Below are 15,551 nucleotides of genomic sequence, written 5' to 3' on the forward strand. Positions count from 1 at the left end.
AAGGGTGGTGACTAATTTCTTAAAATTATTTTATTTAAGAAAAATATTATATGAGTAATAAAAATAAAACATTAAAATCCTTAACCCAATTTATTAAGTATTCACTAGTTGGTGCTACTAACATTATAATAGATATTATCATATTAAACATTCTTTCCTACACTACAGGCATTACTAGTGGAAAAATGTTATTTGTTTTTAATGTAATTGCCTTCTGCGTTTATTCATTTTGTGGCTATAAATTAAATAATAAGTTTACTTTTAGAGGAACTTCACAGAAAAAAGCTTATATTCAATATGCCTCTGTACTTTTTTTTAGTATGATTTTAAACAGCTTTATGTTAATCCTATTAACAAGTCACAATCCACTAATCCATCATATGCATAGGGGTGTAAATATAAAGAGGTTAAACCACATTTGGTTTAATATGTGTATCCTAATAGATTCTATGACTATAGGTTTTCTTGGATTTTTAGTTAATAAGACTTTTGTTTTTAATAAAAAGAAGACACGCTGAAATAAAGTTTTATTTAACTTTTATTGCGTGTCTTTTTTATATTTCTATTAAAGGCATCTTGCATTTCCTAACAAATCTATTTATTTTCAGGTGCTAAGATAACTTCCTCTACATAATCATCTACTAGCGCATTAGTTAAGTTTTTTCCTCTACCTGCTCTATTTTGAACATTTATGTCTTGTAGTCTTATAGTCTTTTTTTCACCTTTAAAGGAGCTAACTGTTAAGCATAAATTCTCCTCAAAAGTTACAGCTATCTCATTAGAACCTTCTTTTCCGTTAGGCTCCTCAGATTTTTTTGTTACTGCCTTTACCAAATCTACGAATATAACTTCGTCTTCATCATCTTTTAAACTTATTCCTGTTACACCAGATGCAACTTTTCCCATGAAATTAATAGCAGTTACATTAAATCTTATGCACATGGCCTTTTTTGTTACCATTAGTACATCTCTATCTTCATTATCCCTGTTAATTTTTACAACGGTTAATTTATCTTCTTCTGTTTTAAGTTTATAAACCAAAGCCCAGAAGAAATCCCCCTGAAGTTCACAAAGCTTAGTCCGTTTAGTAAATCCTTTTCTTGTAAAGAAATATATACTTGCTTCTTCACTAAAATCATCAACAGATATAAGGTCTACTATTTTATCATCAAGGTCAAAATTATCAAGCAAGGTAGTAATTCCCGTACCACTTTTGCCCATGTTTTGCATCATGTAGCTAGGTAATTTATGAACTGTACCTTTTTCTGTGAATACCAGCAGTGTAGAAGTAGCTTTAGTATAAGTACTCAAATGCGTATGAGTTTTTTTACTAGATACTTTTATGGACCCTTTTGCATTTATGCTAATATAGAATTCCTTATAATCATAATCCTGCGTAAATTCTATATTTACCACTTCGTCAACAGCCGTAAGATTAAATAGTTGAGTACCCAGTGTATTTCTATCAATGCTCTGAAGCACTGGTTCTTCTACAGAAAATTCTAACCCCTCTTTAGTGGTAACCTTAATAAAGTTTTCTTGCCTTTCTGTATCTATTAAGCTAACACTTAGGAGTTTTTCATTTTCTCTTAACTTCAAAGCAGATAGCTTACTATAATTTGTGATGAATTTTTCTAAGTCTGTTTTCTTTATATTCCCTTTATTAGTAAAAAGCATAAATTCCACATTAGCGGATAAATTTTCAGTTGTAAAAGTAGCAACAACTCTTTCTTTTGTTAAATCTATTCCTCGAAGTAGGGTATCTAGTCTTTCACCCTTTTCCTTCCACTTATATTCCGGAACTAAATCTCCTCTTAGTTGATACATATTTCCTGCGTCAGTAAAGATCATTAACGTATCTTTGGTATTTGCTGCGATTAAATATGTATTAAAATCTCCCTCTCTATACTCTATATCATCTATGTTAACGTTAGCCCTATTATAAGATTTCATTGGCACTCTCTTTATGTAACCCTCATTAGACAATGTTATCATAACATCCTCTACCACGATTAATTCTTCCACGTCTATCTTAGCTTCGTTATCATCTTCAATAATTTCCGTTCTTCTTGGGTCATTATATTTTTCTTTAATTTCTAAAATCTCTGCTTTTATCACTTTAAGAAGTTCCTTTTCATTTTCAAGAATTTTTTTATATCCCTTAATTAGTGCTTCTAACTTTTTATATTCTTTTAAGAATATCTTTATTTCAAGACCCGTTAGCTTATATAACATAAGTTCAAGTATTGCTTCAGTCTGGATAACTGAAAAATTAAACTTAGCTATAAGATTTTCACCTGCATGCTTTTTAGAATTTGAGGCTCTAATTATTACTATAATTTCATCCATAACATCTACAGCCTTAATAAATCCTTCTACAATATGAAATCTATTTTCTGCAACTGCAAGTTCATTTTGAGTCCTTCTAGTAACAACATCCTTTTGATGATTTAGATAGTGCATTAATATAGTTTTAAGCCCCATAGTTTGAGGTTTTCCATTAGCCAGCGCTACCATGTTAAAAGGTATATTACATTGAAGTTCTGTTTTCTTCAATAAATATTTAAGAACCTTGGAGGCAGTGTCCTTATCTGTGGACTTTTTAAATTCAATTACAGATCTAAGACCAGTTCTATCTGATTCATCTCTAATATCTATAATAGACTCAAGTGCCTTTGCATGTTTTTTGTCTGCTGTCATATCAGAAATAGATTGAAGTAATTTAGCCTTATTTTTTCTATATGGAAACTCTGTAATAACTATGCCAAGTTTCCCATTTTCTAAAGTTTCAATTTTAACTTTAGAACGAAGGGTTACCTTACCTTCGCCACTCTCATAGGCAGATTGTATAGCATTCTTACCAATTAATATACCTCCGGTTGGTAAATCTGGTCCTTTGATATACTCCATAAGCTGTTTTGTTGTAATGTCCGTATTATCAGCATAAGCAAGCAGACCATCAATTACCTCCCCCAAATTATGAGGTGGTATGTTTGTTGCTATTCCTACTGCTATACCAAAGGTTCCATTTACCAGCAAATTAGGATATCTTGAAGGCAAAACTGAAGGTTCCTTCTCTGTATCAGAATAGTTGTCTACCATCTCCACAACACCCTTGTCAATATCCCTTATCATTTCAAGAGCAATAGGTGAAAGCCTCGCTTCTGTATAACGCATAGCAGCTGCATTATCCCCATCTTGGCTTCCCCAATTTCCGTGACCATCTATAAGTGGTTTTCTTGTGGCAAAATCTTGAGCTAATATTACCATGGCACCATAAACAGAACTATCTCCATGAGGATGATATTTACCCAGAATATCTCCGACTATTCTGGCTGATTTGAAATAAGGCTTGTCTGGAAATGCCCTTAGCATATATGCTCCATAAAGAATCCTTCTATGTACTGGTTTTAAGCCATCGCGTACATCTGGAAGTGCCCTCTCTCTAGCAACCTCCACGGCATATGGAAGGTAATTATCTGGCATTGCTTCCTCTATTGGAGTCATTATTATATTATTATCTTTAGGTATGTCAATTTTTTTTGCCATTTAATAAATCCCCCTTAATCATCACCTAGGGTGATGTTCATCACACAATGTGATGCTAACGACTTTCAAAAGTGTCGTTAGAACTCAGCATATTTGTACATGTAATTTTTTCTAGGTGCAACTACATCACCCATTAAAAGTGAAACCATCTTTTCTGCCTTTGCTGCATCTTCTATAGTAACTTGCTGCAAGGTCCTAGTATTTGGATTTAGTGTAGTTTCCCAAAGTTGATCTGGATTCATTTCTCCAAGACCCTTATACCTCTGGATAAGTGCACCTTTCCCAATTTCTTTTTTAGTATTAACTAATTCCTCATCACTATATGCATACTTAACCACTTCACCATTTTTACTGCTTCTATAAACCTTATAAAGTGGAGGCATTCCCATATAAAGATGTCCATTTGCGATGAGCGGTCTCATATACCTATAAATAAAAGTCATCCATAAGGTTCTAATGTGATACCCATCAACATCCGCATCACTTAATATAATTATCTTACCATATTTTAAATCTTTTTCATGATAATTATCTAAAACTCCTGTTCCAATGGCAGTGTTGAATAATTTAAGTTCTTCACTAGCTAGTACATTTTCTAACTTTTGCTTTTCAGTATTCATAATTTTACCTTTAGAAGGCATTATAGCTTGAAATCTTCTGTCTCTCGCTTGCTTTGCACTTCCACCAGCTGAGTCTCCTTCTACCACTATAAACTCTGTAAAATCCGAATCCTTTATTGTGCATACTGCAATCTTGCCTGCAAGAGGAGATGCTCCCTTACCAACTTTTTTTCTTTCAGCATCATTAATTTTCTTTATTTTATCGCGCCTAGATGCAGCCGAAATAGCATTGTTTATCAAATTAGTGGCAATTTCTTTATTATCTTCTATCCATTCTAAAATTTTAACATAGCACAATTCATTCATCATGCTGAAGGCTTCATTATTTCCTAGTTTGCTTTTAGTCTGACCTTCGAAAATTGGGTTACTTATTTTAATTCTAACTATTGCCGTCATGCCTTCTCTTAAATCGTCACCTTCAAAGTCTTTATCTTTATCTTTTAAAAGATTAAGCTTTTTAGCTCCCTCTTTAAACGCCCTTGTCATGCCAGTTTTAAATCCAGTTTCGTGCGTTCCAGATTCTGTAGTTGGTATGTTGTTAACATAGCTAGCAATATACTCTGTAGTAGAATCAGTAAATTGTATGCATACTTCTCCGTACAATTGTAAACTATTTATTTCTTTTTCACCTTGAAAAAATATGGGTTCCTTGTGAAGTAGTGTCTTGCTTTCATTTAGATAATCAATAAAATCAAGCAGACCCCTTTCTGAATGATATTCCTTCACAGGAACTCCTTCTTTTCTTTTATCTATAAATACTAAGGTAATTCCTTTATTTTGAAAAGCTAGTTCTTGTAGTCTTTCATCAATGACATCATATTTAAATTCCAAGGTAGTGAATACATTCTTATCTGGCATAAAAGTAACTTTACTACCCGTATCTTTTGATACACCCACTACGCAAAGCTTATTTACCGGTGTTCCTGGCATAAGTCTTTTTAAATCATTGTCATAAGAATATTCGAATCTTTGAGTGAAAATTTCACCCTTTTGTTTGATTTCAACTACTAGCCATTCTGATAACGCATTTACAACTGCAGCTCCAACACCATGTAATCCACCAGAGGTTTTGTAATTCTTATTATTAAACTTTCCACCAGTGTGAAGTTCAGTAAAGACCATTTCCACACCAGATTTATGTTTTATAGGATGTATTCCTGTAGGAATACCCCTACCATTATCTACAATAGTAACACTTTTATCTTTATTTAATATTAGGGTAGCTTTATCCCCAAAACCATTTGCTATCTCATCTATAGAATTATCTAAAATTTCCCATATACAATGATGTAACCCTTTGCTCCCAGTAGAACCTATGTACATACCAGGTCTTATTCTTACAGACTCTAGTTTTTCTAGTGAAGTTAAGTCCGTTACATCATAGGTTTGAAGTTCTTCATTTTCTAAACTCATAAAAAATCCTCCAGTAAAATTTATTGTACATTTGTTATTTTATATGTTTATATGCAAAAGGTAAAGGATTTTAACTAAAAAAACAGAACATTAGTTTCTGTTTTTTGGTATTTATATTCTTTTATATAAATTTTGCCCAATTTTCTATTTCACTTGTGGCACTCTTTATGTCTTCTACTTTGATTTTTAATTCATAATTATATTTATTGGACGAATGCATATACATTGGGTCATAATGTTTTATCATAAGCTCACTTACTGCTACCTCATATTCCGATTTTAAAACAGAATCACAGTATCTGTCAACATTTTTTTCTCCAAGATATTTTTCCAGCCTTTTTAAACAATTAATTATTTCCTCGTTGCAGTTTTCATATTGTGTATATTCTTTAATAATAAGATCTGTCCTAAACTCAATATCTGCATCCACAAATATATGTATTCCAACTTTCATTTTATCAAATATAAAATCAGGTATAGTAGCATTTCCTATACGTTTGCTTTCAGCTTCAATAAACACATATGAACTTTTACAGCCCTTTAACATATGAAATATTTTAGATTCAAATGATTTTTGACTAGTTGTTTTTCCAAGTCCTACTGTACCTAAAAGTGATCCTCTATGATTGGCAAAACCTTCTAAATCTAAAACATCAAATCCATCACATTCTAATTGTTTAAGTATTTCAGTCTTTCCAACACCAGTGTTACCATGTAAAACAATATATTGAACCCTATCATTAAGTAGTGATAAATTTTCATTTACATACCTTCTATATCCCTTATAGCCCTCACTTATTCGCTCTATGTTTATTCCTAGCGAACTAAGTAGCATCCCAAGTACACCACTTCTCATTCCACCTCTAGCACAAAACAGTACAATTTTATCACACTTACTATAAAGTTCTTTAATTTCATCATAAATACGGAGTAATTTTCCAGATGCTATTTCTAGCCCAAGTCTTTTTGCTTTTTCAACACTTTCCCTTGTATAAATGGTTCCAATAACTTTTCTTTCTTCGTCGTCAAATAAAGGTATATTAATTGCCCCTTTTATAGTTGAATCGAGAAATTCTCCTGGGCTTCTTACGTCAACTAATATATAATTTCCTTCAAGTTCTCCATATTCTATGGTCTTTAGCATTAATTTTCCTCCTTGTTATTTTGCTCATCATATGTATAGTTAACACGCAGCAATAAACTTACCACTGACAACTGTGAAATCTAATATCATTTATCAAAACATTAACCGACAGAACTAAATACTCCTGCCGGTTAACACTGTGATTAGCTTTAATTTTGCCGGTACTTACTTTTCCAATTTATTAGTTGGTGGCAATAATGCCACAGCTAATCTTGTAAGATATTTTAGACTATCATTATCTATGTTACTTTTAAAACCAATTAAACTAATAGCATCCTTGGACTTCACAATAGCTTCTTGTTCTTTAACAGTATTTGCGCTATTCTTATAGTTAATTTCCACATATTGAACTCCATCTGAAACAATTCTAAGAATTTTTTTTATATTTTCAGGTGTAGCTTCCTCTGCAGATAAAGAGCCCAAGATTATATATTCAAGACCATAATAGTCTTCCCTAAAATTTACATCGTTATCCTTTAATAAGTAAACTAAATAGCCAAGTCCTGATACCAAAAGTAGTATTAACACATATTCTATAAGTATTTCTGACATGCACATACCCCCTTCATTTGAATTTATATTACTTTATATGCAATTCAAATAAAAAAGGGTACATTTTTTGATTAAATTCAAAAATAATATATTTTATAGTACTCTGTGAGCATTTATAGTATAACATATATGAGGTATATAATAATTTTTAAGCACTAAAATTATTTGATTATATCTAATCATATTTTATAATAATTATAAATTGCAAACTTTAGCCCAACTGGTTCGTAGTTATTATACTTAAATAATTTTGAGGTTTTGTTAGAATTGTACAAGTTCCTATAGGCTGGTGTTAAAGCATTCATAGGTTTTATATAATTACTGAAAGTCGTACAAGACTTATAATTTTGCTAACAAATCTGCCAACATGGAACTTTATCAAGCTCAAAACCTTGCAACATTATTTATAACATTGTTACAAGTTTGTCGTTAATTTAAATTATTGTATGGAATATATAATATATGCAAGCAGCTATTAAAAACTGCGAATTAAGTAACTTTCAATTCAGTTCTTTTAATGCAAAAAAATACCATGTTGTGGTATAATTTAATGAAAGTATATAGTATCTTATTATTACTATGTATACAGAGAGAATCATTGGCAGTAAATCATAAATATTATTTTTTACGGATATAGTATAAAAAGATATTGCTTGTGACTCAGAAAAGATAGAGTAAATGGTATTGAAGAAGATTGGGGTGGTTTTTTAAAATTATAAGATTAATAAGGGAACTCATGCTAACATTAAAATTCAGTCAAAATGGTACGAGCTAAAACTAGCTGGAGAAAAAGACTTAAAGTGACTCCTGAACTAAAAAGATTGAATTATGAGCAATCAACTAGTATCTTAATGAAATCAGCACTACATAATCTATTGTTTAGTTTACAATACAGCCACTCCACCTGAGTTGAGCGGAGAACAAATGTAAATGTAAGATACTCACCTGTTCCATATGTAAGTACTAATATAAACAATATGATATCTTCAATATTTGTTAATATTATCATTATTATTGTATAAAAAAGGAGATGGACTTATGAAAAAACAGTTGTTAGTGAATTTGGGTAATTTGCTATTATCGTTATCAGAAGTATCAGATTTATCAAATCCTCTGATTGCGCAACATCAACATAGAACAGCGTTTATTGCACTTGAAATAGCTAAGAATGCAAATTTAGAACCAGAAATTACTGAAAACATTTTCACGGCTGCATTATTACATGATATTGGTGCAATAACAGCGGAAGAAAAAATATCTCTTCACAATTTTAAAAATACAAATGAAAATATTCATACAATAAGAGGAGAATTATTATTAGAACAAATACCATGGTTAAAAAAAATTTCAAAGATAGTAAGAAATCATCATAGAAATTGGAATGATTGGGAAGAAGGCATAGAAAACCCGATAATTCTATCTTCTCAAATCATCCTGTTATCTGATTATGTGGAGAGATTAATAGATAGAAATAAATATATTTTACACCAAAGTAATGACATAGTCGAAACGATAAAAAAATTGTCGGATACAGTTCTCAATAAAAATATTGTATCTTGGTTTGTTGACTTATCTAAAAGAGAGGATTTTTGGTTAGATTTAACTTCTTCACGACTGTATTCGTTGTTATTGGATAATGGACCATTTGAAAACATACAAATAGGATTGATGGATATATCATTAATATCGAACCTATATCGAGATCTTATAGATTTTAAATCGAGATTTACGGCTACCCATACATCAGGTGTATCAGAATGTGCAGTAAAGTTATCTGAATTATTTGGCCTGGCTGAGTTAGATATAAAGTCAATTAAGATAGCAGGAAATTTTCATGATATAGGGAAATTAACAATACCAAACAGTATTCTTGAGAAGCCCGGAAAATTAACTGCTGATGAGTACTCAATTATAAGATGCCATACATATTATACATTCAGAACGTTAGACTCAATTGGTGGATTACAACGAATAGCTGAGTGGGCAGCCTATCATCATGAAAAATTAGATGGAAGCGGTTATCCATTCCATTTTACAAAAGAGGAAATTGGAACGGGATCTAGAATAATGACCGTTGCTGATATATTTACTGCACTATCTGAGGATAGACCTTATAGAAAAGGAATGGATAAGAATGATATTTATAAGGTTATAAAAAAACAAACAGATGAAAAATTATTGGATAAACGTATTGTTGAACTATTATTCGACAATTATGAAGGTATAAGTAAACAAGTAAAAGTAAAACAATCTATATCATTAAATTTTTATGAAAATCGGTTTTTAGCAATAGTTGATGAGAATAAATGCAAATATTTCTAAAAATAGTGTGGATACCAGATTTCTAATACTAATCTTATTTTTAAGGTTATTTGCTTTAAATGTATTAAGCCCCACATCATTAATTATATATGGGGTTACATGTTACGATATATAAGAAAATTACGACTCTTCAACACTTGTTATCCATTCCATTCATTAACTAACGAATTAAATAGTTCGCACTGTTCAATCTGCAAATTATGCCCTGCTCTATCCGATACAGCAAAAGTTGCTCTTGGAAAATTCTCTAATATGTTCCAAGCATCCTTATATCCTACACAATCGTCTTGTTTTCCTAATAATATAAGAGAAGGTTTATTAATTTTTTCATTTATCTTATCGACATCAAATGAGAATTCATATCCACTTTTTATAACATATGTAAAAGTTAATCATTCGCTATTTCAACACCAGACATTACTTCATTTTGGTATCTTTCATAGATTTTTTTACTTTGAACCACAAACCCAGAATTAAAGTCTTCTGCACTTTCTGATTTTCCATGCCTGGCAAGTCTATATTATAGGCTCCATAAATCCTACTGTAGTTTCTCATGCTTCATTGTGTAGGCGCTATACATATAAATTTTATATTTTTTCTAATAAGACAATATTAAAAGTATAACCTTTTGGTACATTTAAATTTAAATTTCTTAATAAAACAAACCCATTTTTATATGTTGTTATAAGATTTTCTGCTTTAATTAAAATCTTGTACCTTCTTATTTCATTATTCATATTGTACATATATTAGATTAAGAAGAAATAAAGATTAAATTCAAATAACATGATCTCAAAATTTTGTTCATGTCATTAATCCTCGTTCTATAATGATTTAAGCCTTAATATTGTAGCTATTTTCTTTTCAACTATTTCATATAGATGCTCAACTTTACTTCTTAATTTCAAATTATAAATGTAGCTTGTTGCAAAAACAATTATATATGCTCCTACAATATCAAGAGGATAGTGGTGTCCAACATACACTCTTGAAAAACTTACAATTATTGATAGCATTGTCATTATTATTCCAAGTATTCTATTGTATTTTCCTAAACCTAAAGCTATACTCATTGTTCCCGTAGCATGGTTACTTGGAAAGGATGAAGCTGTATCGTGAGGCAATAATAAATTCACCTTATTATTAACAAAAGGTCTGTCTACATAAAATATACTTCTAGTGATTAAATTTATAATTAAATTTATAGCTGTTATAACAACAGTACTAAAAGCAATTTTTCTATATTCATATTTTTTTTGTTTAATTCCTAAAATATATACTATTACAATAACTGCCATGAATATATAAGGTACATATTGGGAAAAGAAAATCATTGTCTTATCTAAAATTATGTTTTTATTTGCTAAATTATTTATTATTCTAAAAAATTCCATATTCATTTTTAACTATCCCTTCTATAATATATTTCAATAAAAAATAGTAACCTTTGTCACATATCCTTTCTATAAAATTATAAAGATTATTTTAGATGATAATATTGCAATTATAGCTCCTGCTATAACCTCTGTCTGGATAATGAACAGATTTCATTACAATTACATTATAGATATTCAAGATTAAATTCACATTAAAAAGCTCTTAGATTTGTCTTAAAAAATTCCTCTATATTTTAAAACTTAATTAAGTATCACCAAAACGAATGTAAAATAATAAAGATTACTTTCGAACATAATACCCCAATTATAAATCCTGCTATAACATCTGTTGGGTAATGTACATATAAATATAATCTTGATAAGGCTATCAGAAATGCTATTGACATAAATACAAATTTATATTGTGCAAAATACATAGACAGCATTTCCGCAACTGCAAAGGATGATAAAGTGTGTCCTGAAGGAAAGGAATAAGATATTGGTTTTAAACTTTGTGGACTAATGTTATCTTGTGTATTGCAAGGTCTAACTCGTCTTATTATATGTTTTACTATTCCTTCCCCAACAATTGTACTTATAATCAATGTTAGAATTACTGAATTCCCAATTACTCTATATGGTTTATTCAAAATTAAAGCAATAGCTATTATAATCCAAATAAAACCCAAATTTCCTGCAAATGTAGCTATGGGCATTATAATATCTAAATATTTATTGTGACCATACTTTTTAATAATAAATAGAATATAATTATCAAACTTATTTATTGTTTTTCCAATATTATGATACACCCTAATACCCCTTTCATCCTTTTCTCTATATGCCTACTTTATTAAATGAGTAAATTATTATTCCACTTCATAAAGACGCTAAAAATACGCCTAATAAAACATCAGTTGGATAATTAACATATAAATATAATCTTGAAAAGCCTATTAAAGCTGCTAGACTTAAAAACCCAAGTACATAGTGTTTGAAATATTTTTATAATACTGCTGCCATTGTACCTTTTATATACTTTCCAATATTTATATTATATATTTGTAATATGAATAACAGATTAAGATAGTCTTAGGTTTAGTTTAAAGATTAGATGATTTTATAAAAAAGCACCTATAAAGCAGACAATTCTTAGATCTAGATGTTAAATATAACAATTATTTTGTGCAATAGTTTATGCGTTAGTTGACGGTGCATTTATTTTTGTGGATGACAATAGATCCGTATTATATGGAGAAGCATATTGGATTAAGGACGGGAATGTTACGAAGGTATGTGAGACTTATAAGAGTATACAGATTTCATAGATTGCAACATTATTTAATGAGCCAAAACAGTTAAATGTTGGAGAGCGACATTCAGACCAAAGCTATAGGCTGCAATTGCCATGGGCTTTCCAAGCAAAATAATTGTCGTAAATCTTCCAAACGACATATTTGTTGTACCTGCCAGGTAGCATAAAAAATCATCAGGTGCAACCGGCATAAAAATTGCAAGGGTAAATAATTTTGAAAATTTCTTGTTATCAGCCCATTTCATATATTTTTCTTTTAGCTTTGGACTAAACAGTGATTCAATAATGGGTGTACCGTAATGTTTTGCCAATAAAAAGGCTGCAATTGAACCGAGGCATATACCAATATAGTTATAAAGAAAACCAGTCAACGGACCAAAAATTAATACTCCACCAAGCAGCCCAATTCCACCTGGTAAAATAGGGAATACAACTTGTATTCCCTGGAACAAAATAAAGATTATAGGAGCCCATATACCAAATATGTTAAGAAAAGCTTCCAATTCTAATTGTGAAGAAAATAGATTTGTCTTGAGGCCATAAATAACAAAGATCAAGGATACAACTGTGACAACAGCCATGATTATATTCGTTGCTTTGCGTATTACTAAATTTTTCATCGTTTAACCACCTCCGTATAATCCAACACAGACAAAGTTTTAATCCTGTAATTTTTTTTATAAGCACTGATTGTGTCCTGATATATATGTTCGATTTTTTTTGCAAACATATCAGACGAAAAGTCTTTGTAAGCACTTTCTATTGCGTTTTTCCTCAGATCATCATTATCTCTACTGATTGTAAAGTACAATTCATCATTAAACTGCTCAAAGGTTTCATATTGCCAACCATTCACACCATTCTTTACTACATTTTCAAGACACGGATCTTTTCGACAGATTGTAGGAACACCATTTGCTAACGCCTCAATATAGGTTAGTCCTTGTGTTTCACTGTTTGATGCGCTTACAAACACATCTCCTATCTGGTAATATGCTCCAATGTCGTATGGAGAAATCACACCTGTAAAAATTACCCGATCCGCAATATCAAGCTCTTTTGCATATTGCTCTAAAGATTTGCGATCCGGTCCATCACCAACGATCAGCAAAGTAAGGTTCTTTCTGTTTAGTTGTGATCTGACTTATTACTTATGGATTTATTTCTTTCATACACCCTTATCCTTGCTAATAGTTCCTCTATTGCAAATGGTTTCGTAAGATAATCATTTGCACCTACATCTAGTCCTAAAACACTGTACGATATATCACTTTTTGCAGTAAGCATAATAATAGGTACTCTAGATGATTGTCGTATTCTTCTACAAACTTCTATTCCATTAAGCCCTGGTATCATAATATCAATGAGTATTAAATCATACTCATTATTCTCTGCTATATTAAGACCTTCTCGTCCATCATATTTATTCTACAAAACCAATTATAACAACGGAAAGAACCAAAATAGATACTGTCATACCTATAGGTCTATTACTTACATTAACAATTGAATTAAATGTATTTGCTATTTTTCTATAAATTTCTTTACTAACTTCATTTAAATAAAACTTATATTTGATTAGAATGTGAATTGCTATTGCTATTAGAAAAATAGCTACCCCGCCTCTTACCAAAAAAGCTGTTACTAATCCATGATATTTATCCCAATTTGCTCCAAATAAAGACCCTAATGAAATAAAGGTACTTGTCCATATGATAGCTCCTACATAAGAATATAATGCAAATTTTTTATAGGAAATCTTGGTTATTCCTGAAAAATATTCTGTAATATGCCTAACACCAGGAATAAAATATGTTACAACTAACAATCTATTGCCATATTTTTCAAACCATACAGATACTTTATCTAAGTTCTTTTTATCCATATGAACATAGTGACCATACTTTTCAATGAATGTTGTGCCTAAAATCCCACCAATGAAATAGGATAAGGTAACCCCTATAATGGCTCCAATTAAGGCCACAAAAATGCTTAAAATCCAGTTCATTTTACCTTGATTAACAAGAACCCCACAGTAAGTCAGTATGGCCTCTCCTGGCAAAGGTAAGGCTATAAGCTCTAATATTAAAGATATAGGTAAAACAATATTCCCATAGTTATTTAATAATCCAATTATATGTTGCATAATTTTTCAACTCCAATTTTAAATTTGACTTAGCACTTTTTATTTAACTATTTCTTATTATCTATTAGAAATATTAAATCTAGATTAAGATCAGATTATTTTTAGAATAATAAAAAAATGCTTGGTAACTATTCCAAGCATTTTTTTGCATTCATTTATTAAATTTTGAATCTACTTACTTTTTCAATCATTTCTTGATAGGATGAATCAACAACCTCCGCTGACTGTGGAATTTTATGTATAGACTCACTTATTTCTTGCGAAGTTGTCGACACTTAATAACCATTACTAATTGAACTATTATATTGTGTTACAAGGGCAGTTATTATGGCTGAACTAGCTATAAATAATAATCCCGTTTGCGGTGCAATCATTGTAAAATCAACTAATCCATGACCAATTATTACAGCTTGAATACTTGCTAGCATTGGAACTAATCTACACTTTTGTTTATGAAGCATCTTTAAGTTCCGGAATAAATTAATTTTCATATAAGCATATATGAAAAGCCCAACAGTGCCAAGTGACGTCATAACAGTAATCCATATATTATGACCATGGTATAAGGTTGCATAATAGTAGCCTTTCATAAAATATGCTCCATGGTCGGTAATTCCCATAAGTCCCCAGCCTGTAATAGGTCTAAGTTTTATCATTTTTAAACATCCATTCCATATTCCAAAACGACTTGTAAATGAACCATCAAAATTATGGCCAATTACATTTTCTAAAATTTGTGAGGGCATAAATGTAACTACAGCTGTAATTATAAAAATTGTTATAAAAGGCCACATATCTTTTTTATTACCTTTAACAAGATAAAAAATAAAAAGTCCAAATAACAGTCCCATAAAAGCACCACGCGATCCCGTCAAATACAATGCAATCACGAAAAAAAATGTTGCTATTTGATAAAATAATTTTGTGGTTTTATATGTAGTGCTACAGAAATAAAGCCCTAAAAGAATCATTATGGCAAACCAGTTACCCGCTACATTAGGGTTTCCAAAGGTACTATATATTCTGTCATTAAATACCGGCTGAGACGTAATTTTAAGAAATTTAGCCCAAATATTATAATTAAAATACACATATATAGCTTTCTCAATAATTC

11 protein-coding genes and 3 pseudogenes are annotated in these 15,551 nt (G+C 30.5%); 2 read left to right on the plus strand and 12 right to left on the minus strand.

Annotated features, from left to right (window positions below; all coding sequences use genetic code 11):
* Positions 1–50: 50 nt before the first annotated feature.
* Positions 51–518, plus strand: coding sequence for a GtrA family protein (locus KPL51_RS14630; RefSeq protein ID WP_216163046.1), 468 nt, complete (start codon positions 51–53; stop codon positions 516–518).
* Positions 519–594: 76 nt separating this feature from the next.
* Here KPL51_RS14630 and KPL51_RS14635 read toward each other — a convergent pair whose 3' ends face one another.
* From KPL51_RS14635 to KPL51_RS14650, 4 genes are all read right to left on the minus strand, one after another.
* On the minus strand, positions 595–3,549 hold the full coding sequence (locus KPL51_RS14635) for a DNA topoisomerase IV subunit A (protein WP_216163047.1): 2,955 nt from the start codon (positions 3,547–3,549) through the stop codon (positions 595–597).
* 77 nt (positions 3,550–3,626) lie between these two features.
* A complete protein-coding gene (locus KPL51_RS14640) occupies positions 3,627–5,582 on the minus strand; it encodes a DNA gyrase/topoisomerase IV subunit B (protein WP_216163050.1) in 1,956 nt (651 codons plus the stop codon).
* 121 nt (positions 5,583–5,703) lie between these two features.
* A complete protein-coding gene (mnmH, locus tag KPL51_RS14645) occupies positions 5,704–6,726 on the minus strand; it encodes a tRNA 2-selenouridine(34) synthase MnmH (protein WP_216163052.1) in 1,023 nt (340 codons plus the stop codon).
* A 165-nt stretch (positions 6,727–6,891) separates the two neighbouring features.
* Complete coding sequence (locus KPL51_RS14650) at positions 6,892–7,278, minus strand: hypothetical protein (RefSeq protein WP_216163054.1); 387 nt, start codon at positions 7,276–7,278, stop codon at positions 6,892–6,894.
* A gap of 1,038 nt (positions 7,279–8,316) precedes the next feature.
* Between KPL51_RS14650 and KPL51_RS14655 the strand changes: the two genes are divergently transcribed.
* Positions 8,317–9,600, plus strand: coding sequence for an HD domain-containing phosphohydrolase (locus KPL51_RS14655; RefSeq protein WP_216163056.1), 1,284 nt, complete (start codon positions 8,317–8,319; stop codon positions 9,598–9,600).
* Positions 9,601–10,424: 824 nt separating this feature from the next.
* Here the strand turns inward: KPL51_RS14655 and KPL51_RS14660 are convergent.
* The 8 genes and pseudogenes from KPL51_RS14660 to KPL51_RS14695 form a co-directional block, all read right to left on the minus strand.
* Positions 10,425–11,000, minus strand: coding sequence for an undecaprenyl-diphosphatase (locus tag KPL51_RS14660; protein ID WP_216163058.1), 576 nt, complete (start codon positions 10,998–11,000; stop codon positions 10,425–10,427).
* Between the two features lie 248 nt (positions 11,001–11,248).
* Entirely contained in the window at positions 11,249–11,788 is a 540-nt protein-coding gene (locus KPL51_RS14665; protein WP_216163060.1) for a phosphatase PAP2 family protein, read from the minus strand.
* A gap of 67 nt (positions 11,789–11,855) precedes the next feature.
* A pseudogene (locus KPL51_RS24070) lies at positions 11,856–11,954 on the minus strand (phosphatase PAP2 family protein); the annotation flags it as partial.
* Positions 11,955–12,317: 363 nt separating this feature from the next.
* Positions 12,318–12,911: a TVP38/TMEM64 family protein gene (locus KPL51_RS14675; protein ID WP_216163062.1), complete on the minus strand. Its 594-nt coding sequence runs from the start codon at positions 12,909–12,911 to the stop codon at positions 12,318–12,320.
* Positions 12,908–13,408, minus strand: a pseudogene (locus KPL51_RS14680) (glycosyltransferase); the annotation flags it as partial. The pseudogene KPL51_RS14680 and the gene KPL51_RS14675, both read right to left, overlap by 4 nt.
* A 23-nt stretch (positions 13,409–13,431) precedes the next feature.
* Positions 13,432–13,713 (minus strand): annotated as a pseudogene (locus KPL51_RS14685) (response regulator transcription factor); the annotation flags it as partial.
* Between the two features lies 1 nt (position 13,714).
* Positions 13,715–14,437: a DedA family protein gene (locus KPL51_RS14690; protein ID WP_216163066.1), complete on the minus strand. Its 723-nt coding sequence runs from the start codon at positions 14,435–14,437 to the stop codon at positions 13,715–13,717.
* A 275-nt stretch (positions 14,438–14,712) separates the two neighbouring features.
* The coding region (locus tag KPL51_RS14695) for an O-antigen ligase family protein (protein WP_216163068.1) at positions 14,713–15,551 on the minus strand (839 nt) is incomplete at its 5' end.

Source organism: Clostridium bowmanii (genome assembly GCF_018861315.1).
In the GTDB taxonomy this organism is placed as follows: Bacteria; Bacillota; Clostridia; order Clostridiales; family Clostridiaceae; genus Clostridium_AD; species Clostridium_AD bowmanii.